Genomic DNA, 20,545 nt, shown 5'->3' with positions numbered 1-20,545 from the left:
CTCAGGCTCCTTCAATGCGGGCAGCAGCAGTGGCAGTGGCAGCGGCGGGGGAGTCTGGCGGTGAAGCCAGTTGGATGGTGGTGCTTTTCGCGGCGGCCGATTCCTCCACGGCGTTCAGGATGCGCTGGACTTCCAGTCCGTCCTCGAACGACGGCGAGGGTGCGGTACCGCTGTCGATGGCGAGCAGGAAGTCGCGGATCTCGTGCGTGAAGGTGTGTTCCCAGCCGATGATGTGGCCCTGCGGCCACCAGGCTTCCAGGTAGGGGTGTTCCGGTTCGGTGACGACGACCCGGCGGAAGCCCTGCTCGTCGGCGGGTGCCGTGGCGTCCAGGAACTGCAGTTCGTTGAGGTTTTCCAGGTCGAAGCGGAGCGCGCCCTTGTCGCCGTAAACCTCAAGCTGCAGGGAGTTTTTCCGGCCGGTGGCCACCCTTGAGGCCTCGACTGAGGCGATTGCTCCGGAGGCGAGGGTCAGTGTGGCCCAGGCGGCGTCGTCGACCGTGACGTCCTCCAGCCCGCCGGTGCCGGGCCGGCGGGTGACAAAGGTCTGCAGGCGGCCGGAGACCTCGGTGACGTAGTCACCGAGGAGGAAGAGGACCTGATCGATGGCGTGGGAGGCGATGTCGCCCAGTGCGCCCGATCCGGCCGTGTCTTTCTTCAGCCGCCAGGTCATGGGTGCTTGGTCGTCGGCGAGCCAGTCCTGCAGGTAGGCGGCGCGGACCTGCCGGACGGTCCCGATCCTGCCGGTGGCGATCAGTTCCTTGGCCAGTGCCAGGGCGGGAACGCGGCGGTAGTTGAAGCCCACCATGGACTGCACGCCCCTGGCCCGGGCAGCCTGTGCCGCCTCGGTCATGGCCTCGGCCTCCGCCAGCGTGTTCGCGAGCGGTTTTTCGAGGAGCACGTGCTTGCCGGCTTCAAGGGCGGCCGTGGCAATTTCGGCATGCATCCACCCCGGTGCGCAGATATCGACGATGTGGATATCGTCCCGGTCCAGGATGCTCCGCCAGTCCGTCGCAGTTTCGGACCAGCCATACCTGGCGGCGGCTTCGGAAACGGCTGCGGCGTCCCTGCCCACCAGGACCTTCTGCTCGAAGGCGGGGACCTCGAAGAAGCTGGCAACGTTCCGCCACGCGTTCGAGTGGGCCTTGCCCATGAACGCGTAACCGACCATCGCCACGCCCAGGCGCGTCTTGCCCTGTTGCCGGCTCATGCATGACCTCCAAGGGTCATCGTTTCCGGTGCCCAATCCACCGGAAGGGGCGCGGAGGCGGGCGCGGAGCTTTCAACATCCACAAAGGTGCCCGAGTCGATGGACTCCGAGATGGAAACCATGGCGTCCAGCACATGATAGGCGAGGCTTCCTGTGGCGCGGTGGGGGACGCCGGCACGGAGGGAGCGTGCCATGTCCAGGACGCCCATGCCGCGCCCGTTCGCCGGACCTGTTGCGGGGATGGTGGTCCAATCCTCGTCGCCTGCCCGCCAGAGCCTGACGTCGCCGTCGAAGTTATTGGGGTCCGGCAGCGAGATGGTGGCCTCGGTGCCGGTGATCTCCACGAACCCCATCCGGGTGCGGGGCGACTCGAAGGAGAAGACGCTGTGGGAGGACGCGCCGGACTCGAACTGCGCCATGGCGGAGACGTGGGTGGGTACCTCCACGGTGAATTCCTCGCCCGCCTTGGGTCCGGAGCCGATGACGCGGATGTCCTTCGCCTTGGACCCGACGGCGGCCACCTTGCGGATGGAGCCGAAGGCCTGGACCAAGGTAGTGAGGTAGTAAGGGCCCATGTCGAACAGCGGGCCCGCACCGTACTGGAACAGGAAGGCCGGATTGGGGTGCCAGGACTCCGGGCCGGGGGTCTGGAACGTGGTCATGCCGGTCAGGGGCGTACCGATATCACCGCGCTGGATCAGCCTCAGTGCTGTCTGGAGGCCGGCGCCCAGGAAGGTGTCGGGAGCGCAGCCAAGGCGGATACCCGCGGAGTCGGCTGCCTTTAGCAGCCCCAGGCCGGATTCCCGGTCCAGTGAAAACGGCTTCTCGGTCCAGACATGCTTGCCTGCGTTCACGGCGGCGGTTGCCACCTCGACGTGCGCGGCCGGGATGGTCAGGTTGACGATGATTTCGACGTCGGGGTGGTTCAGTGCCTTATCCACGCCTCCCCATTCGGGGATGCCGTATTCCTTCGCGCGGGCCGCGGCGGCTTCCTCGAAGAGGTCGGCAATGACGTGGACCTTGAGGTCCGGGAAGACCGTGAGGCTGTCCAGGTACTGCTTGCTGATGTTGCCGGCGCCAATAACGCCGACACCCACAGGGCCTTTGCGGGATGATTTTGCCGGGGCGGGGATGCTCATGCCTTGATTCCTTCGCCGGTTGCCGTCAGGAACGAAAGGCTTTCGTTGATGCCTTCGAAGATGTCTCCGGCGTAGTCGTCGAATTCCACCACTCCCACCTCGAGCGACGTGGCGGCGGCGATGACATCCAGGACCGGAAGCTTGCCCTGTCCTGCCGGTTGCTGGGCCTTGGTGTCGGTGGTGAGCGGACCGTCCTTGATATGGATGAACTTCACCCGGTCTCCCAGCTTCGTGATGATCTCGACCGGGTCCTGGCCGCCCACGGCAACCCAGTAGGTGTCCACTTCGAGGACCAGCCCGGGATCCAGCAGGTCCGCGAAGAACTCCAGGGCTGTGCGGCCCTCAATGATGGACTCCAGCTCCCACTGGTGGTTGTGGTAGCCCACCCGGATGCCGTACCGGGCACCTTTTTTGGCGGCAGCGTTAAGCCGCGCGGCGGTTTCCCGGATGTCTTCGGCCGACTGCCAGAGCTCAGCGGGAATGAAAGGATCGATGACAGTGCTGATGCCCAGTTCCCTGGCGGCGGCAAAGATTTCGTCCTGGTCCTGGCCCAGCAGGGGAGCGTGACCTGACGGAGCCGTCAGCCCGCTTTCCTTCAACGCTGCTCCAAGTTCCTTGGCCGTGGCCACAAAGTTGTAGGGCTCCACCTGGGCGAACCCGATGTCCGCCACCTTGCGGATGGTTCCGGGCAGGTCCTCCGCAATGGCATCGCGGAGGGTATAGAGCTGAAGTGAGTAGGACATGGGTCTCCTGGCGTCATTGGCATGCGCCCGTCCGGTGCATGTCCATCTCCTGCAAAGGTAGGAGGGCTTTTCTCAGACGGTCAAGCATAAGTCGTTGCACGTAAAACTGATAAGAGCTGGTGCTTTGTTGGAAAGGCTGGCTGAGCCACTGCCTACAAAGCGGAGAGCGCGCCATAGAAGGCACGCAGTTCAACCGCCGATTCACCTAAGGCTTCCGGCAGCAAACACTGGTGCCGAGAGTAGGCGGCTCCGGCTGCGGGCCATGCCCCCTCGGCCCCTTCGGTGGCAGGATCAGTGGCGTCCGACACTAGATCGTTTTGGTCCATACGCTGTCCGCCTCCGCGCTGCGTTCCACGGCATGGAGTACCTTCTGCACCTGCAGGCCGTCAGCAAAGGACGGCTCCGGCCGGCGTCGTTCCGCGATGGCCTCCACAAAGTCCTTCGCCTGATGAGCGAATCCGTGTTCGTAACCCAGAGTGTGCCCGGCAGGCCACCAGGCAGACATGTAGGGGTGGGCGGGCTCGGTGACCATGATGTTGGTGAACCCTTGGCGGGTCTCCGGTGCGGTGCCGTCGTAAAAACCGAGCGAGTTCATGTTTTCAAGGTCGAAGGAGATGGCGCCGGTAGTGCCTGCGACCTCAATGCGGAGCGCGTTTTTCCGGCCGGTGGACATACGGGTGGCCTCAAAGGAACCGACTGCCCCGCCGTCGAAACGGCCGGTGAACAGTGCGAGGTCGTCCACGGTGACTTGGCCACGCCCGGCTGAGGCAGTGCCGGCCAGCCCGGATGCCTGGCCAAGCAGGGGGCGCTCGTGGACGAAGGTGTTCAGCATCCCGCTGACGCCGGTGACCTTCTGGCCGGTGATGAATTGGGAAAGATCTACTGCATGTGCGCCAAGGTCTCCGAGCGCTCCGGACCCGGCATGGTCTTTCTGCAGCCGCCAGGTTAGGGGCGCCTCGGCGTCAACCAGCCAATCCTGAAGGTAGGCCGCACGTACCTGGCGGATTTCACCGATGGCACCGGACTGCACCAGGTCCCTTGCGAATGCCGCGGCAGGAACACGCCGGTAGGTAAAGCCCACCATGGCGAAGACGTCCTTACCGGCGGCGTCGGCGGCGGCAGCCATGGCTTCAGCTTCTTCAAGCGTGTTTGCCAGGGGCTTCTCGCACAGTACATGCTTGCCCGCCTCCAGTGCGGCAATGGCGATCTCGGCATGCGCGCCACCGGGCGTAACAATGTCGACAACGTCGATGTCGTCGCGGGCGATGGCTGCCCGCCAATCGGTCTCCCACTCCTTCCAACCCCATTTTGCGGCCGATGCTTCAACTGCCTGGGCGTTGCGGCCCACCAGCAGTGTCATCTCCGGCTTGGCCGGCAGGTCATGGAATCGCGGTGCAACCCGCCATCCCTGCGAATGGGCTGCGCCCATAAATCCGTGTCCGATTAGGGCAACCCTCAGGGATGGTACGTCGTTCAGCATTCTTTCCTCTTTATCCGGCAGATGGTGGTTAAGCAGTTGGATCGGTGTGGGCTCCACGCCAGTGGCAGGGAACCCACACCGCGCCGTCCTACGACTCGAAGCCGGTGGGCAGGTACTGCTCAACGTTCTCGCTGGTAACAACCGGCGCGTTGAGAACGATGCGCTTCGGAACTTCCACTTCCACGAGATCGCTCATGGCCTTGCCCTGGACGACCAGGCGGGCCAGTCGGATGCCGTCAGCCGCCTGGGTGGAGGGGTAGATGACGGTCGCGTCGAGGACGCTTTCGTCAGACTGGATCTCGCGCATGGCGTTGGCCGAGCCGGCTCCGCCAACCATGAAGAACTCCTTGCGTCCGGCGTTGTCGATGGCAGCCAGCACGCCGATGCCTTGATCGTCGTCATGGTTCCAGATGGCGTCGATCTTCGGGGCAGCGGACAGCAGTTGCGAGGTGGCTGCTTCACCGCCCTGGACGGTGAAGTCGGCTGCTACGCGGTTGTCCACGTTGAGTCCGCATGATTCCAAAGCGTCAGCGAAGCCCTTGCTACGGTCCTGGGTCAGGGGCAACGAGTCGATGCCGGCGATCTCCGCAACGACGGCATTCTTGTTGTCTCCGAGCTTCTCGCAGATGTAGGTCCCCGCGCTGACACCCATCCCGTAGTTGTCGCCCAGGATAGTGGTGCGCGCCGCGAACGGGGTGGAGAACTCGCGGTCTACGTTGATCACCGGGATTCCGGCTTCCATTGCCTGTGTGGCAACCGGTGTCAGCGCGGCGCCGTCAGTTGGCAGCAGCACGATGGCGTCCACACGGTCGTTGATGAACTGTTCTACCTGGCTGATCTGCAGGTTTGCGTCGTTGGTGCCCTCAGCAACCCGCAGGTCGATGTCCCCGTACTTTTTCGCTTCCGCAATGGCTGCGGAGTTAATGGCTCCAAGCCATCCGTGGTCAGCCGCCGGGCCGGAGAAGCCGATGACAACGGTGTCACCTTGGGCCTGGTTGCCTTCAACGGACGCGTTGGTCGGCTGCGTGTTAGTACCGCCGTCCCCTTCCGTGCACCCGGTAACAAGGGTGCCGACAGCAAGAAGGGCAGCGGTGGTGACGAGCATCTTCCGGCCCGTACGAACTGCAAGCATGTGTATCTCCTCAATGAGTTAGGTGCGTCTTCGCCTGGTGCAGCATGCTCTTTCATGCCCGCTACTTTGCGTGACTGCTGTCACAATAACAGAAGACTGGCACAAATCGACGACCTTGTACCGATTGCCGACATAATGTGTTAGGTTCGTCGCATGTTCGAAGAAGATCAGCCACGGCCGTTGCTCGAAGTCCGGGGACTCACCAAGGGATTTGCTGGCGTCCAGGCGCTCAAAGGTGTCGACCTGCAGGTCCTGCCAGGAGAAGTCCACTGCGTCATGGGACAGAACGGAGCCGGCAAATCGACCCTTATCAAAACGCTCTCCGGCGTCCATCAGCCCGATAGCGGCGAAATTCGCTGGGAGGGCAAGCCGATTACCCTTCCCCGCCCCACTGCGGCTCTCGACCTGGGCATCGCCACCATGTACCAGGAGCTTGACGTCGTCGACGGGCTTTCTGTTGCCGAGAACATCTTCCTCGGCCATGAGCGCGCCACCGGGGGTGTCCTGCATGTAAAAAAGGCGAACGCCATTGCCCGGACCCTCCTGAAGAGGCTGGGGCACGGGAATCTTTCCCCTTCCACGGAAGTAGGCACCCTTTCCGCTGCAAACAAGCAGATCGTGAGCATGGCCCGGGCGCTGTCTCGCGATACCAAGCTGATCATCATGGATGAACCGAGCGCCATCCTCGACTCTGGCGAAGTTTCCAACCTTTTCCGCGTGGTCCGCGAACTCACCGCGCAGGGCATCGCGGTCGTTTACATCTCTCACAGGCTCGAAGAAATCCGGCAGATCGGCGACCGCATCTCGGTGATCAAGGACGGGCGCAGCACGGCAAACGGGCTGAGCGTGACAGATACTCCGAGGCCAGAACTGATCCGCCTGATGACGGGCAGGGACGTCGAGAATGTCTTCCCGAAGGGGAAACCCGTGCCGTCCGATGCCCCGGTTGTGCTCGACGTGAACAACCTCGAGCTCCTGGGACACTTCGACAAGATCAGCTTCACGGTGCGCGCCGGTGAGATCCTCGGGTTCGCCGGACTGGTGGGATCCAAGCGCTCCGAGATCCTCGAGACCGTCTACGGTGCGCGCAAGGCCTCTTCCGGCCGGGTGACCGTGAACGGCAAGGTGCTCCGACCGGGCTCGGTAACATCCGCGGTGAACGCTGGCATCGGGCTATCGCCCGAGGAACGCAAGAGCCAGGGGCTGATCCTGGATGAGCCGATCTTCAAGAACGTCACTCTTTCGACCTTCGAGCGCTTTGCCCGGGCCGGCCACCTGAACGAGGCGGCTGAACGGGACGCCACCCGTGAGCAGATCGCTGCACTGGAGCTGCGTCCGGCTGATCCTGACCGTCCCGCCCGGACCCTATCGGGCGGGAATCAACAAAAGATCCTCCTCGCCCGCTGGCTGGTACACGGAACGTCGGTCCTGCTGCTGGACGAACCGACGCGGGGCGTCGATGTGGGTGCACGCTCCGAGATTTACGCCCTCATCCGCAAACTGGCGGCGGCCGGGACGGCGATCATCGTCGTTTCGAGCGAAATCGAGGAAGTCCTGGGCCTCGCCGACAACGTGCTCGTCATTGATGACGGCAAAGTCCTCACCCAAACAAAAGCAAGCGATATAGATGAGCACGGAGTGCTCGACCTCGTCATGAAGGGAAGTGCCGCGTGAGCGAGCAGAACACCAAGGTCGCTGAACCGCCCACCAACGCGCCGGCCGACCACCGCGCCCCCAAGGCCAGCCCTCTTCAGGGTTTCCTAAAGGGCTCAGCAGGACGAAGCCTGGGACTGGTAATCGCCCTGGCGCTGCTCTTCGTGGTCGGCGCCGTCACCAGTGGGGACCGGTTCCTCAACTTCGAGAACCTGCTCACCATCTTCCGGTACGCCTCGATTATTGGTGTGATCAGCATCGGCGTCACGTTCGTGATTACGGCGGGCGGCATCGACCTCTCCGTCGGTTCCGTCATGGGGCTTACCACCGTCATTGCCAGCCTGACCAGCGTTCAGCTGGCTGCTGCGCAGTCGTCATGGGTCCTCATGGTTCTCGTCGCTCTCGCGGTGGGCGTGATTGCCGGCCTGATCAATGGGCTGGTGATCGCGTACGGCAACGTCGTGGCCTTCATTGCCACTCTGGCCATGCTGGTCGGGGCACGTGGCCTTGCCGAACTCATCTCCGGGCGCAGCACCCAGATCGTGACCAACCGTGACTTCCTGCGGGTCATGCGCGCCGAAGTACTCGGCGTTCCGCTCCTGATCTGGATTTTCGTTATCGTGGCCATCGCGGGCTGGTTCCTCCTGAACCGCACCACCTTTGGCCGCCGTACCATCGCCATCGGCGGAAACCTTGAAGCAGCCCGCCTGGCCGGCATCAAGGTGAAGCGCCACCTCGTCTACCTTTATGTGCTTGCCGGGCTTGCCGCCGGCATCGCTGGCGTCATGATGCTTGGTCGCACCACCGCAGGCACCTCAACGCACGGCCTCCTGTACGAACTCGACGCGATTGCCGCCGTCGTTGTCGGCGGCACGCTGCTCATCGGCGGGCGTGGAACGATCATGGGGACGGTCCTCGGAGTGCTGATCTTCAGCACCCTGACCAATGTCTTCACCCAGAACAACCTCGACACCTCCGTCCAGGCACTGGCAAAGGGCCTGATCATCGTTGTTGCAGTACTCCTGCAGCAGCGCTTCGCAGCCCGGGGCCCCAGGAAGAGGGAAAAGCCAGGCCTGCAGAAAGCCGCCGCATAGACAGTACCGGCCAGACCGGGGGAGCCAGGACGACGGAGTGGAGGGCCGTGACGGTGACTTACGTGGACGCAGACCATGCACTGAATGCCAGCGCCGACCTCGCGCTCGTCGAGGATACGCTGCAGCAGTTTTTCGCGGACGCGAAGTTGCGTGCTGCCGCCGTCAACGGCTCCTATCTGCACCTTTGGGAAGCACTTGAAAGGGCAACCGCGGGCGGCAAGCGTTCCCGCCCGCGGTTGGTTATGCTGGCGTACCGGCTCCTCGGCGGCACTGATTTCTCCAGCGCCGCTGCAGTCGGCGCCTCCTACGAGCTCCTGCACAGCGCCCTTATTGTTCACGACGACGTGGTTGACCGTGATTTCATTCGGCGCGGTATCCCGAACGTGTCCGGCCACTACCGAAGCCGTGCATTGCGTTCCGGTGCCCCCGCTGCCACCGCAGAGCACGCCGGAGTCGCGGCCGGGCTCCTCGCCGGTGACCTTGCGCTTTCCGGCGCCTACCGGCTGTTGAGGTCATCCGAAGCGCCGGCCCGTGTGCGCCAGCGCCTGCACGACATCCTCGACGACGCGATTTTTTCCTCTGTTGGCGGGGAGATCCTGGATGTCGAGTTCAGCCGCACCTCCACGATGCCCACGATCGAGGACATCACCAAGACTGCCTACCAGAAGACGTCGGTCTACTCCTTTGAGGCGCCGCTGCAGGCAGGAGCCGTGCTGGCCGGAGCACCGGAAAAGGTTATTTGCGCGCTTGCGTCCGCCGGGCGCTACGCCGGGATCGCGTACCAGATCGCCGATGACGTGCTGGGAGTTTTCGGCAAGGAAAGCCGCACCGGCAAAACCAACTGGGGGGACCTTCGGGAAGGCAAGCGGACCGCGCTGCTCTCCTATGCAGCCACACAGCCGGAGTGGAGCAGGATCGCCTCAGTCATCGGGTCCCCGAACATGACCGCTGCCGACGCCGGGTACGTCCGGACTGTCCTGATGGCCTGCGGCGCAAAGAACTATGCCATTGCATTGGCCACCGAGAACGCCCAGCTGGCGGTAATGCATCTTGAGTCGGACGGAGTGCCCCCCGCCCTGCGCCGGCGCCTTCAAGAGATGCTGTTTGCCGTCGTCTCCGGCATGGAACCACAACGGGGTACGCCATAATGGTTCCCGCCTCATAGATACAGCCTTCCTGCCGATATCATGACGGCATGACTTCGCCACCGCAGGAGGAACGTGTCCGGTGGGGGTTGTCCGGCAGCAGCCTCGGAAACAACCGCGACTCCACCCGGCAGCACAACCTGTCCACGGTGCTTGGCTTGGTGCACTCGATGTCGGGTGTCTCCCGCGCCCAGCTCACGCGCGCCACCGGACTTAACCGCTCCACCATCGCGGCGCTCGTCGGGGAACTGGTCCAGCTCGGCCTGGTAGTGGAGAGCGACCTGGACCAGGCACAGGGGTTTGGCCGGCCGAGCATCATGATCCAGCCGAGTCCGGGCGCCTTGGCATTGGCAGTTAACCCGGACATCGACGTCGTCAGCGTTGCGCTCGTCTCGCTTGGCGGCCGCATCGTCAATCCTGTCCGTTTCCATACGGTCCGCCCTCCCTCGGTAGCGGAAGTGGTTAATATCGTGACGGCGGTCTACACCGGTATGCGCACCTCGCTGCCCGCAGGCCACCGGATCATGGGTGTGGGGTTGGCCATCCCGGGCCTGGTGGATCCTGTTGACGGCACAGTGATCGAGGCACCGCATCTTGGCTGGCGGGACCAGCCGCTCTCGGCACTCCTGAGCGACGCCCTGAAACTGCCGGTGATCGCCGCGAACGACGCCGTGGTGGGCGCCAGGGCGCAGGCCACGTTCGGTGCCGGCCGCGGTGTTTGCGACCTTGTCTATCTCTACGGCGGAGCGAGTGGCATTGGCGGTGGCGTCATCAGCGAGGGCCGCCTCGTTCGCGGAGCCACCGGGTTCGCCGGGCAGCTTGGGCACACCCTCGTACGCTCGGGCGGTGCCCGCTGCACTTGCGGGTCCTTCGGCTGCCTTGAAGCGGAGGTTACCCGTGAAGAGCTCATCGCTGCCGTCGGCCTTCCCGCAGGTGAAACGGAGAACCTCGAAGAGGCCGTTCTGGAAAAGCTGCGGGACGAATCGGCGTCCCAGGACCTGCGCAGGATCATAGACCGGCAAGTCCAGCTGCTGGCCGCCGGCCTGAGGAGCGTCGTCAACCTGCTGAATCCCTCCCTGATCGTCATGGGAGGGTTCCTGCGCATCCTCGTCCGCGCAGCGCCGGAGGCCCTGAGCGAGGCGTTGCGCGCTCCCGCAACGCGCGGTCCCCGGGAAAACGTTGCCATTGAGCTGGCCCCCCTTGGCGAGGACCCCATCCTTGTCGGCGCGGCGGAACTCGCCTTTGAACCGCTCATCCTGGACCCCGCCGGGTTCCTGCGCCCGCAGCACGACGACGGCGGCACGCCAATTCCGGTTCCGTAGCCTTTCCCTACGGCTACCAAAAAGAAAGCGGACCCTGTCCCAGCTTTGGCTGGGACAGGGTCCGCTTTCGCGCCGCAGGCTTGCCGTTAGCGTGCGGCCACCTGTACTCCTGGGAGCATCAGTTGGAGGCCAGCAGAACTACCTCCGCGGTTCCGGTGAGCGGAGCCGAAGCATCGTCGCCGGCGTCGGTGTAGCTTGCGCTGAAGACTGCCGAGAGGTCGTCCACGGCGGGGTCGTGTCCTTCGGGAACAGTGGTGGTAAGGGTTCCGGTGCAGCCCGAAGTGGTGGTCTGCGGGTGACCGTGCGTGTGGTGGCCGAGGATGTAGCTCACCTTGACGAGCGAGCAGTCCACCGGCTGGTCATCAGTGACGCGGACCTCGTAGGTGACGGTGTCACCGAACTGGAACGCCTGGCCGGCAACGGGGCTGACGAATTCGATGACAGGTGCCTGGTTGCCTACCTCGATCGCAACCTCCGCCGAGGAGTGGCGGCCACGGTGCTTGCCACCCAGGTCGATAACCTTCAGGCTTGCGGTGTAGGTTCCGGTTTTCTGGTAGGTGTAGGTGGGGTTGGCTTCCTCAGAGTCCACGATGCCGTCCGAGTTGAAGTCCCACTCGTAGCGGATCTTGTCGCCGTCGGCGTCTGCAGTGCCCTCGCTGGAGAACTGGACATTGAGGGGGGAGGCTCCAGCGGTGGGGGTGCCGGAGGCTACAGCCACCGGGCTGTGGTTCCCGCCCGCGCCGATGTAGTCGATGCGTGACAGCTGTGCGTCCGGGTTTTCGCCGAAGTAGCCGTCGCCGTACTCAAGGACGTAGAGGGCACCATTGGGGCCGAACTCCATGTCGATGGGGTTGTCGACGACGAGGGAGTCGACGACGTTCTCGATGGAGACCAGGTCGCCGTTCTCGGTGGTCATGGCCTTGATGTAATCGCGGGTCCACTCGTAGAAGAAGGACTTGCCGTCGTAGTAGGACGGCCAGGCGACAGGGGCGTTGCCCTTGGTTGCCTTCTCGTCGAACTCGTAGGCGGGGCCGGCCATCGGGCCGATTCCGCCCCGTTCCAGCTCGGGGAATTCAGCCGAAGCGCCGTAGGAGTACCAGACCTGGGGCTGCGAAACCGGAGGCAGCTCGCGGAGGCCGGTGTTGTTCGGGGATTCGTTGACCGGAGCGGCGCAGTTGAAGGCTGCACCGGAGGTGCCGGTGGCGAAGTCGTAGTCCACGTACGGCAGTTCTGCGGTGGCGCAGTAGGGCCAGCCGTAGTTGGAGGGTTCCGTGACTGACATCCACTTGCCGGTGCCGGCAGGACCGCGGAGGGGGTTGGCGGAACGGGCGTCAGGCGAGTAGTCGGCGATGTAGAGTTCGCCGGTGTTCTGGTTGAGTTCCACGCGGAAGGGGTTGCGCAGGCCCATCACGTAGATCTCCGGGCGGGTCTGGGGAGTACCGGGCTGGAAAAGGTTGCCCTCGGGAATGGTGTAGCCGCCGCCGTCCTTGGGCGTAATGCGCAGGACCTTGCCGCGCAGGTCGTTGGTGTTTGCAGACGTCCGCTGTGCATCGAGTGCGGGGTTGCTGGTGGGGCGTTCGTCAATCGGCGTATAGCCTCCGGACTGGAAGGGGTTGGTGTCGTCGCCGGTGGAGAGGTACAGGTTGCCCTCGGCATCGAACACGATGTCACCGCCGACGTGGCAGCAGATGCCACGGTCCACGGGTACTTCGATAATCTGCTGCTCGGTAGCCAGGTCGATGGTGGACCCGTTGAACTGGAAGCGCGAAAGCACCAGGGAGCCCTTGAACTTATCGAAGTCCGCCGCCGTACCGCTGAACGGCGCGTCACCTTCATTGACTCCGGGGGTGGCGGGGTCGTCAACGGGGGTGTCCTGCGGGGGAGAGTAGTACAGGTAAACCCAGTTGTTGCCCTTGGTACCGAACTTGGGGTCAAGGGCGATGCTCTGCAGGCCCTCTTCGTCGTGCTCGTAGACGTCCAGCGTTGCAGCCAGGGTGTTGAGCCCTGTCTTGTTGTCGTTGAGCCAGACCTCACCGCCGCGCGTCGTGTGCAGGACGTTGTTGTTGGGCAGCACCGCCAGGTCCACGGGCTCACCCGGCGTGTCGTTCAGCGTCACCTTTTGGAAGCTGCTGTCGGCCGGGGCTGCACCGGGAGCAGGGTTGCCCGGCTGTGCCTGGGCTGGTGCGGCCGCAAAAGCGGTGGCCAGCAGTGCGGCCATCGCGAGGCCGGCGCCCGCTTTCGCTATCCCTTGTCGATTGACTGTCATCATTTACTTTCTTCTCGTCATTGAGGAGCCGGACCAGCCGGACTCGGTACCTGAAACGCTAATTGAACTGCAGCGCTTTACCTAGTGGTTTCAACAAACAAAGTGCTGCTATTTCTTTCGACTCCTTTCGGAAGACGGAACATGGGGTCGGAAATAGGCGCAAAAAAGCAAAGGTCGGTTCGGCTTTATTTGTTGCCTGAAACTTTTAACCCGATCCCGGGGCCCGGGTTTAGACGCCGATGCCCTGCGTCTGCAGCACAAGGTCCTTCACCGCGGCAGCGGGGACCTGCCGGCCGGAATTCACGAACGCCTCGACAGCAGAAGGAATCCGGTCAGTTGAACCGATCACCAGGGGCGTGCTGTCCGCTGAATCGGGAAGCCGGCCATGCGTGCCCCGAACGTGCGTGGGGTCCAGCGGCACTGTACTCATGGCATAACGCAGGCCCAGCTTCTTCTTCACCAGGTTGAGGCCGGCTTTTGCCTTGGCAAGCCTGTCCGCCGGGTTGAAGAAGAGCTCGGCGGGATCATAGCCCGGTTTCCGGTGGATATCCACGCCGCGTGCGTATTCAGGCGCCCGGTCGTCGTCCAGCCAGAAGTAATATGTGAACCAGGCGCCCGGTTCCGCTATGACTACCAGTTCCCCTGACCTTTCATGGTCGAGTCCGTAGCGGCCCTGCGCTTCCCGGTCGAGGACCTCGTCCACGCCGTCGGTCCCGCGAAGCAGTGCCGCCACGCGCTCCAGGTCGGAGGGGTTGGAGACGTAGACGTGGGCGACCTGGTGGTCGGCGACGGCAAAGGCGCGCGAAGTCCATGGGTCGAGTTGCTCCCTGCCGTCCTGTACGTAAACCTCAAGGAGTCCTTCCCGGCGCAAGATGCGGTTGATATCCACCGGCTTGTGCGCGTTCTCGATCCCGTACTCCGCCACGGCGATGACTTCATAACCGCGCTCTCCAGCCTCGTCCAGGAGCGGGGCAAGGGCGCGGTCCAGCTCTGCCGCCGCAAGGTCAGCCTGCGGCGAGTCCGGTCCGAACCGCTGCAGGTCGTAGTCCAGGTGCGGCAGGTACGCCATGAGCAGGTTCGGTGACTGGTTCCGCAGGACGTGCCGGGTGGCGTTGACGATCCACTCAGTGGACTTGATGGTGGCCGTGGGGCCCCAGTACTGGAAGAGCGGAAAGTCGCCGAAGTGGGTCACCAGTTCGCCGTGCAGTTCCGCCGGGCGTACGTACGCATCAGGGGATTTGCGGCCGTCCGCATGGTAAATGGGCCGGGGGGTCACCGTCACGTCAGTGGACATCCCCATCGCATACCACCAGCAGATGTTGCCCGCACTGTAGCCGGGATGGCGGCGGCGCGCGGTCTCCCAGATATTCTCACCGCTGACCAGCATGTTGTGCTGGCGCCACAGGAAGACATCGCCGAGTTCCCGGAAGTACCATCCGTTGCCCACAATCCCATGCTGCGCCGGTGACAGGCCCGTCAACATCGTGGACTGGACGGTGCACGTCACCGCCGGCAGCACGGTGGCCAGTTCGGAGGACCAGCCTTGCGCGGCCAGCCGCGACAGCCGGGGCATCCGGCGCAGGGCCTTGGCGGTCAGGCCAACAACGTTCAGCAGCAGTACTGGTTTCACGGTTATTCCTTGCTTCAGGTGGTCAGGACGCGCTGCGGGTCACCGGACGCCCGCGGCGTCCAACAGGTTGGACGCGGCCCACGTGATTTCTGCAGCGATTCCGTCGGCGATACCCACCGAGGCGCCGGGCAGCACGCTCCAGGTATAGGTCTCGATGTCGAGGTGGACTTCAGGCGCGTAAGGCAGCCGGGCAACTTCGGCAACCGTCCGGCGCAGTACGTCCACGGTGGTCTCCAGTGGGGCGGATGGCACATGGTGCAGTGGGATGTGGAAGTGGACACGCCATGCGCTTTCCCCCGGCAGATCCCTGAGCGCTTCGTCGAGGTCGTCGGCACGGATAACTCCGGCCGGCTGCGCTTCCCGCACCTGATGGAGGTACCGCGGTTCAACGAAGCCCGCCAGGGCCTCCCGGGCTGCCGGATCGGACGGATCGGCGACGTGCAGCGCGGCTGACGCCTGCACCTTGACGATCCGCAGGCCTGCTGCGGCGATCTGCTGGACAGCGCCGGCAGGGTCAGCGAACGAAACAGCCAGGTGGCAGGTGTCCACACACAGGCCCACGAATTCCGGATCGATGCCCCGTTGGATCCGGGGTTCCAGCCAACCGACAACATCCGCGACTGTATCCAGGACGCAGCCCGGTTCCGGTTCGACGGCAACGCGCACGGTCTTTCCCGTCCGCTCGCGCAGGTCCCGCAGGCGGGAGGACAGCTCGGCGAAGCCGGAGGTGGCGGCGTCGTCGTCCTCCCCGGACCAGGACGTCCGCCACGCAAGGGGAAGGGTGGAGATGGAACCGGTGGTTCCTTTTGGCAGCAGGGCCGCCAGCACTTCGGCGCAGTCCAGCGTGTAGTCCAGCCGCCCGGTCTCTGCCCATGTCGGCTTGTAGACGTCAAGCTTGACTACCTCATTATGGAAGCCGCCGTAGGGGAAAGCATTGATGGTGTGCAGCTGCAGCCCTTCGGCGTCGAGGACGTCGCTGAGGGCTGCACGGTCCACGGCGCTGCCTGCCAGCTGGCGGGCCAGTCCGGCCGGCAGCCACAGCCCGATGCCCAGGATGTCAAGGCCTGCCTTGCGGCGGATGGGCCCCGCATATTCGCGGAGCTGGCGGATCACGCCGTCGAAGTCCTCCGCAGGGTGGACGTTGGTGCAGTAGGAGAGGAGCATCAGGCGCGAACCCCCCGCAGCACGGAGTTGCCCTCAAAGCCGGCAGCCGCATCCGGCAGCTCCGCGGCATCGAACCCCGGGATGGGATCGAGGATCAGTTGGCCGCTCTGGCCGAAGAACTCGACCGGATTGCGCCACAGCACCTTATCCACGTCATCAGCAGTGAAGCCGGCGTCGAGCATTGCTTGTGCGGTGCTGACTGTCTTCAGGGGGTCGGACCGGCCCCAGTCGGCGGCAGAGTTCACCAGCATCCTGTCCGTTCCGTAGGTGCGGAGGATGGCCACCATGCGCTGCTCGTCCATTTTGGTGTCGGGGTAGATGGAGAATCCCATCCAGGCCCCGGCGTCCTTGACCATCTCAACGTTCGTTTCGTTGAGGTGGTCAACAACCACCATTCCGGGGGCCAACCCCGACTCGCGGACCACGTCAAGTGTTCGGCGCGTGCCGGCAAGCTTCTCCCTGTGCGGTGTGTGCACCATCGCCGGCAGGGAGTACTCGCGCGCCAGCTCCAGCTGCCGGCTGAAGGCCTCGTCCTCAGCGGGAGTCATCGAGTCGTAGCCGATCTCGCCAACGGCCACCACGCCCTCCTTGATCAGGTAGCGCGGAATTTCCTCGAGGACGGGAACGCACCGGGGGTCGTTCGCTTCCTTGGGGTTGAGGGCGATGGTGGCGTGGTGGCGGATGCCGAATTGGGCGGCACGGAACCGTTCCCACCCCAGCAGCGAGTCGAAGTAGTCGATGAAGGAGCCGACGTTGGTGCGGGGCTGCCCCAACCAGAAGGCCGGTTCCACGAGGGCCCGCACTCCGCTGGCATAAAGGGCCTCGTAGTCATTGGTGGTGCGGCTTGTCATATGGATATGGGGATCGAAAATGCGCATGCGGGATGTCCTTAGGAAGAAGTGGGGGTACGGGAAGACGCCAGGATCAGGTGGACGTCATCCGGGACCGGCCGCCCTGCGGCACGGCGTTCGGCGGCGAAATCGCCAGCCATCCGGGCGAGCTCATCATCGGCCCGTTCCCTGAGATCGGTTACGGCGGTGAGGCTGATGCCCAGGAAGACCAGCTTCAGCACCGCGTGGCGCCAGCTGTGCTGGTCCAGGTGGGCGGCAGCGAAGGGACCAGCGGCGGCGGCAACCAGGCCGCTCTCGTTGGTCCGCAATGCCTCCGTTGTCATGCGCAGTCCTGCGGCCACGACGGCGGCCGGCAGCTTGGGTGATCCTGCAGCCAACGCTCCCAATCCCCGAAGGACGCCGCGGCGCTCCGCCGAGTCGCCCCCGTCGTACAGGGCCAGCAGCGTTTCGGCCAGTTCCTCCTCCGGCAGGATGTCCCGGAGCCGGGCAATCAGCTGCCCACGCGCGTGGTCGCTTGTCGTGCCGAACAGGATGCCGGACGGATCTGCCTCCGGCCGGAGGGGGCCCCGCCCCAGGCGGCGGCCGGCAGCCGCAAAAACCCTGGTGAGGGACCCCCGGTCCGCCGAGACCGCCGTCGCGCTCTCCTGCAGCCAGCGCTCCAGGTCCCTGGTGCGCAGCGATTCCTCCCAGCCGGCGCGAAGCGCGGCCATGCTCCGGGCGGCAAGCCCCGGAGCGTCGTGGGAATGCCGGGGCAGTTCGACGGCGGCAACGCCGCGGTACTCCAGTTCGGCCAGCGTGGCGAGCGCGAGGGGCAGGTCGACGGCGCCTTCGCCGAACGGCAGGTGCTCGTGCCTGTGCTTGGGCATGTCGTCGAGTTGGACGTTGGCCAGCAGCGGCCCGGCCTCGAGGAGGGCCCCGCGGACACCGGCGGGTTCAACTACTACGCAGTGGCCGATATCCACTGTCACACGCAGGTTGGCCGGATTTCCCAGTGCTGTCCGCAGGCGCAGTACGTCGGAGACTGTTTGGACCAGCATGCCGGGTTCAGGTTCGACGGCGACTGTCACGTTGCGGGAACGCGCGTAGTCAACGATGTCCGCTACCCGCGTGGTCAGCCGTTGCCATCCCGTTTCGGCGCTTGTGTCCTCCGGCAGGATCCCCGAGAAGAAGGAGACACATTCCGCCTCCAGGCCGGCCGCGATGTCGACGGCACGGCGAAGGAAGGCGAGGCGGATTCCGGCCTCCTCATCTACCAGTGCAGGGCGGTGCTTGTGCCGCGGGTCAAGCAGGAAGCGGGTGCCGGTTTCAATGACCACGCGCAATCGCAGCTCATCAAGTTGTTGCCGCAGGGCCGACAGTTGGACGTCCAGGTCCTCGGCGAACGGATCCAGGTGCGGGTGGCCCAGTGTCAGGGCCACCGCACCGTAGCCCTGTTCCGCGAGGAGTTCCAGCGCTATGGGAAGCGGATGGTCCGTAAATCCGTTGGTCCCGTATCCGAGGCTGAAAGGCATGGGGGATGTGCCGGCTGTCATGACTCGCTGATCCTCATTTTCCCGGGACGTGACCGCATGGCTTTGCCAAACAGGTCCACTGACACGAGTACTGCTGCCGCCGCCGGATTCCCCTGACGGAGGGTGAGCGCCGTCTGCAGCGGGATCATGGCCCGGATTCCTGCCCTGGTTGCCTCCAGCGCGTTCTTGGCTTGGGGGCTCCGCGCAGCCCGGATCTGTGCCGGGGCACAACGTGCGGCATAGGCCGCGGTGGCGGCGAGGACGGCGGGGAATGTGCCGCGGGGACCTGTAGCACCGGCGAGCAGCGCAGCGGCAATAAGGCCAGTGCCGGCGGCAACGCCGGAAGCCGTCGTCGTGGTTGTTCCCCCGACTTCACCGCGGGAGAGCACTGTCACGGCCACGGCCTGGCTGCCCACGAGGCCGGCGGACGCAAGCGCGGGCCGGAGCTTCGCCGAGCCGGCCCCCATCAGGACATCGAGTGCCCGGCAGCTGCCCATGGTGAGTGCACCGGAAACCGGATGCTGCTTGGCCAGCAGGTCATAGGTCCAGATGGCGGCGGCGAGGGGGAGGCCCACGGCGGCCGCACGCCTGCCTCCACCGGCGGCGCTTAGGCCCAGACCCGCCAGGGTGAGGACGGCAGCCGCCGCCAAAGCCTTGTTCGGGCTGATACGCCCGGAAGGGATGGGCCTTTCAGGGCGCTCGTCTGCGTCGGTCCCGCGGTCGGCATAGTCGTTGAGCGCCATGCCGCCGGCATAGAAGCAGGCACTCGCCAGGGGAAGAAGGGTCCTGCGGCCACCGAGTCGGTGCCCCGCTGCCGCCCCGCCCGCCAGCGTGTCGCCGATGACAGTAAGGACAGCAGGCGCCCGGACGAGCTCCAGGTAGTCGTTCAGGGAGCTCATAGCTGACCGGAGCTTCCGGCACCGGCGGCCGCTTTGGCGCTGGCGGACCGTGCCCACTCCACAAGGTTGCGGGTCTGGTGGGCGAAGGCGTGCTCGTCACTGCCCCATGGATCCTTGAAGAAGAATCCGAGCGCCCCGACGTGGCCTTCTTCTCCAGCCGCGTGGGCCAGGGCCATCAGCCGCGAAAGGTCGAGGACCATGGGCGCAGCCAGCATGGAGTCATAGGCGCTCCAGGTCGTCTGCAGCGAGAGGCGCGAGCCGAGGAACCCCTCGACGTTGATGTGGTCCCAGGCCACTTTCGTCTCGCCCAGGTCCTGGACGTTGTCGATGTGCAGCGGAGTTACAGCACCCCCGGTCAGTTCCTGCAGCCCGCGGTTCTTGGACTGCAGCTTCCCGGAGACCGCCAGAGGGTCGGCGAGGGTGGCACCGTCACCGCCGCCCAGAAGGTTGGTTCCCGCCCAGGACAGGACACGCAAACCGCGTGCGGCGAAAGCCGGAGCCAGGACAGACCTCAACCAGGTCTGGCCCGTCTTGCCGTCTTGGCCTGCGGTGGGGATTCCGTGCTGTGCCGCCAGCTGCCGCAGTACAGGGAGATTGAGTGCAGTAGACGGGGTGAAACATGCGTAGGGCGAACCGGCCAATATCGCGGCGTAGGCGCTGAGGGAGCTGGCCGGCAGCACCTGGCGTGCCGGATCCTCGAGTGCTGCAAGAAGAAGGTCCGCATCCGCAAATTCGGGGATCTGCTCCACAGGTGCTTCCGTAGAGGCGACGTCGATAACTATGACGCAGTCCAGGCCGCTGGAGCGCTTGAAGTCCAGGATGTCCTGGGCAAGCCGCCGGGCCACCTCAGCCTGCGCTTCCTGCTGCTGGGCAGGATCGTAACCGGGCCGTACCCGCTGGTCAGCCTCCAGAAGCTGGGGCCGGACAGCCTCGACGAGATGGGGCGGCAGCATTCCCGACTCGACCAGTGCTTCCGCGCGCTTTGCCATGCAGACACTGCTGATATCGTGCCCGCCCACCACGAGGTCCCCGAAGGCAGGCAGTGCGACGCCGCCAAAAGCATCCTGCTCAGTGACGCACCCGGTGGCCTTTGCCAGTCCGGCGGTAATGGCGGCTAGGCCGGCGGTTGCCGTTGTGGCTACAGACCCGCGCGCCCCGATCAGCCAGATGCCCGTCCTGCCGTAGGCGTGGGAGGCCTGTTCTGCCATCGGGCCCGTGCCCGGCGTGCTGTCAGCTGATGTACCCAATGTGTCTTCCTCCTTGAAGCGGTGCTGCGGCCAGCCGGCCGCTCGGTCACGCCGCTTGACGC

At 64.9% G+C, this 20,545-nt stretch carries 16 protein-coding genes; 4 read left to right on the top strand and 12 right to left on the bottom strand.

Annotated elements, in window-relative coordinates:
• Position 1: 1 nt before the first annotated feature.
• The 5 genes from FDW81_RS03690 to FDW81_RS03670 form a co-directional block, all read right to left on the bottom strand.
• Positions 2 to 1,207 (bottom strand): Gfo/Idh/MocA family protein, encoded by a 1,206-nt coding sequence (locus tag FDW81_RS03690; RefSeq protein ID WP_138132817.1) that lies wholly within the window; start codon positions 1,205 to 1,207, stop codon positions 2 to 4.
• Positions 1,204 to 2,346, bottom strand: coding sequence for a Gfo/Idh/MocA family protein (locus FDW81_RS03685; RefSeq protein ID WP_138132816.1), 1,143 nt, complete (start codon positions 2,344 to 2,346; stop codon positions 1,204 to 1,206). Before FDW81_RS03685 ends, FDW81_RS03690 begins: the two co-directional genes overlap by 4 nt.
• Positions 2,343 to 3,089 (bottom strand): sugar phosphate isomerase/epimerase, encoded by a 747-nt coding sequence (locus FDW81_RS03680; RefSeq protein WP_138132815.1) that lies wholly within the window; start codon positions 3,087 to 3,089, stop codon positions 2,343 to 2,345. The genes FDW81_RS03685 and FDW81_RS03680 overlap by 4 nt, the downstream gene beginning before the upstream one ends.
• 307 nt (positions 3,090 to 3,396) lie before the next feature.
• A complete protein-coding gene (locus FDW81_RS03675) occupies positions 3,397 to 4,569 on the bottom strand; it encodes a Gfo/Idh/MocA family protein (RefSeq protein WP_138132814.1) in 1,173 nt (390 codons plus the stop codon).
• Positions 4,570 to 4,657: 88 nt separating this feature from the next.
• Complete coding sequence (locus FDW81_RS03670) at positions 4,658 to 5,701, bottom strand: substrate-binding domain-containing protein (protein ID WP_138132813.1); 1,044 nt, start codon at positions 5,699 to 5,701, stop codon at positions 4,658 to 4,660.
• Between the two features lie 153 nt (positions 5,702 to 5,854).
• Here FDW81_RS03670 and FDW81_RS03665 point away from each other — a divergent pair, with 153 nt between their 5' ends.
• Genes FDW81_RS03665 through FDW81_RS03650 form a run of 4 tightly spaced genes read left to right on the top strand, consistent with a single transcriptional unit; the run spans position 5,855 to position 10,915 of the window.
• A complete protein-coding gene (locus tag FDW81_RS03665) occupies positions 5,855 to 7,375 on the top strand; it encodes a sugar ABC transporter ATP-binding protein (RefSeq protein WP_138132812.1) in 1,521 nt (506 codons plus the stop codon).
• A complete protein-coding gene (locus FDW81_RS03660) occupies positions 7,372 to 8,448 on the top strand; it encodes an ABC transporter permease (protein WP_138132811.1) in 1,077 nt (358 codons plus the stop codon). Before FDW81_RS03665 ends, FDW81_RS03660 begins: the two co-directional genes overlap by 4 nt.
• A gap of 47 nt (positions 8,449 to 8,495) precedes the next feature.
• The gene (locus tag FDW81_RS03655; RefSeq protein WP_240719895.1) at positions 8,496 to 9,596 is read left to right on the top strand and encodes a polyprenyl synthetase family protein; all 1,101 of its coding nucleotides are present in this window, start codon (positions 8,496 to 8,498) and stop codon (positions 9,594 to 9,596) included.
• 47 nt (positions 9,597 to 9,643) lie between these two features.
• Complete coding sequence (locus FDW81_RS03650; RefSeq protein ID WP_138132810.1) at positions 9,644 to 10,915, top strand: ROK family transcriptional regulator; 1,272 nt, start codon at positions 9,644 to 9,646, stop codon at positions 10,913 to 10,915.
• Between the two features lie 118 nt (positions 10,916 to 11,033).
• On the opposite strand, the gene FDW81_RS03645 is transcribed toward FDW81_RS03650, so the two are convergent.
• From FDW81_RS03645 to FDW81_RS03615, 7 genes are all read right to left on the bottom strand, one after another.
• Positions 11,034 to 13,184, bottom strand: a complete 2,151-nt coding sequence (locus tag FDW81_RS03645) for a PQQ-dependent sugar dehydrogenase (RefSeq protein WP_205754593.1) — start codon at positions 13,182 to 13,184, stop codon at positions 11,034 to 11,036.
• A 226-nt stretch (positions 13,185 to 13,410) separates the two neighbouring features.
• Entirely contained in the window at positions 13,411 to 14,811 is a 1,401-nt protein-coding gene (locus FDW81_RS03640) for an alkaline phosphatase family protein (RefSeq protein ID WP_138132809.1), read from the bottom strand.
• Positions 14,812 to 14,850: 39 nt separating this feature from the next.
• A complete protein-coding gene (eboE, locus tag FDW81_RS03635) occupies positions 14,851 to 15,975 on the bottom strand; it encodes a metabolite traffic protein EboE (protein WP_138132808.1) in 1,125 nt (374 codons plus the stop codon).
• Positions 15,975 to 16,853, bottom strand: coding sequence for a TatD family hydrolase (locus FDW81_RS03630; RefSeq protein ID WP_138132807.1), 879 nt, complete (start codon positions 16,851 to 16,853; stop codon positions 15,975 to 15,977). The genes eboE and FDW81_RS03630 overlap by 1 nt, the downstream gene beginning before the upstream one ends.
• A gap of 11 nt (positions 16,854 to 16,864) precedes the next feature.
• Positions 16,865 to 18,358 carry an EboA domain-containing protein gene (locus FDW81_RS03625; RefSeq protein ID WP_205754592.1) on the bottom strand — a complete coding sequence of 498 codons (1,494 nt, stop codon included), beginning with the start codon at positions 18,356 to 18,358 and terminating at the stop codon, positions 16,865 to 16,867.
• On the bottom strand, positions 18,355 to 19,236 hold the full coding sequence (locus FDW81_RS03620) for an SCO3242 family prenyltransferase (RefSeq protein ID WP_138132806.1): 882 nt from the start codon (positions 19,234 to 19,236) through the stop codon (positions 18,355 to 18,357). The genes FDW81_RS03625 and FDW81_RS03620 overlap by 4 nt, the downstream gene beginning before the upstream one ends.
• Positions 19,233 to 20,483 carry an inositol-3-phosphate synthase gene (locus FDW81_RS03615; RefSeq protein ID WP_240719893.1) on the bottom strand — a complete coding sequence of 417 codons (1,251 nt, stop codon included), beginning with the start codon at positions 20,481 to 20,483 and terminating at the stop codon, positions 19,233 to 19,235. Before FDW81_RS03615 ends, FDW81_RS03620 begins: the two co-directional genes overlap by 4 nt.
• Positions 20,484 to 20,545 lie beyond the last annotated feature (62 nt).

It is taken from the genome of Pseudarthrobacter sp. NamB4 (genome assembly GCF_005796185.1).
Classification (GTDB): domain Bacteria; phylum Actinomycetota; class Actinomycetes; order Actinomycetales; family Micrococcaceae; genus Arthrobacter.
This window is presented reverse-complemented; position numbering and strand designations above follow the sequence as displayed.

What these genes read in the sequence shown, in the direction of transcription:
- FDW81_RS03690 (WP_138132817.1), bottom strand. Translation starts at nt 1,207, where the DNA reads ATGAGCCGGCAACAGGGCAAGACGCGCCTGGGCGTGGCGATGGTCGGT.
- FDW81_RS03685 (WP_138132816.1), bottom strand. Translation starts at nt 2,346, where the DNA reads ATGAGCATCCCCGCCCCGGCAAAATCATCCCGCAAAGGCCCTGTGGGT.
- FDW81_RS03680 (WP_138132815.1), bottom strand. Translation starts at nt 3,089, where the DNA reads ATGTCCTACTCACTTCAGCTCTATACCCTCCGCGATGCCATTGCGGAG.
- FDW81_RS03675 (WP_138132814.1), bottom strand. Translation starts at nt 4,569, where the DNA reads ATGCTGAACGACGTACCATCCCTGAGGGTTGCCCTAATCGGACACGGA.
- FDW81_RS03670 (WP_138132813.1), bottom strand. Translation starts at nt 5,701, where the DNA reads ATGCTTGCAGTTCGTACGGGCCGGAAGATGCTCGTCACCACCGCTGCC.
- FDW81_RS03665 (WP_138132812.1), top strand. Translation starts at nt 5,855, where the DNA reads ATGTTCGAAGAAGATCAGCCACGGCCGTTGCTCGAAGTCCGGGGACTC.
- FDW81_RS03650 (WP_138132810.1), top strand. Translation starts at nt 9,644, where the DNA reads ATGACTTCGCCACCGCAGGAGGAACGTGTCCGGTGGGGGTTGTCCGGC.
- FDW81_RS03645 (WP_205754593.1), bottom strand. Translation starts at nt 13,184, where the DNA reads ATGATGACAGTCAATCGACAAGGGATAGCGAAAGCGGGCGCCGGCCTC.
- eboE (WP_138132808.1), bottom strand. Translation starts at nt 15,975, where the DNA reads ATGCTCCTCTCCTACTGCACCAACGTCCACCCTGCGGAGGACTTCGAC.
- FDW81_RS03630 (WP_138132807.1), bottom strand. Translation starts at nt 16,853, where the DNA reads ATGCGCATTTTCGATCCCCATATCCATATGACAAGCCGCACCACCAAT.
- FDW81_RS03625 (WP_205754592.1), bottom strand. Translation starts at nt 18,358, where the DNA reads ATGACAGCCGGCACATCCCCCATGCCTTTCAGCCTCGGATACGGGACC.
- FDW81_RS03620 (WP_138132806.1), bottom strand. Translation starts at nt 19,236, where the DNA reads ATGAGCTCCCTGAACGACTACCTGGAGCTCGTCCGGGCGCCTGCTGTC.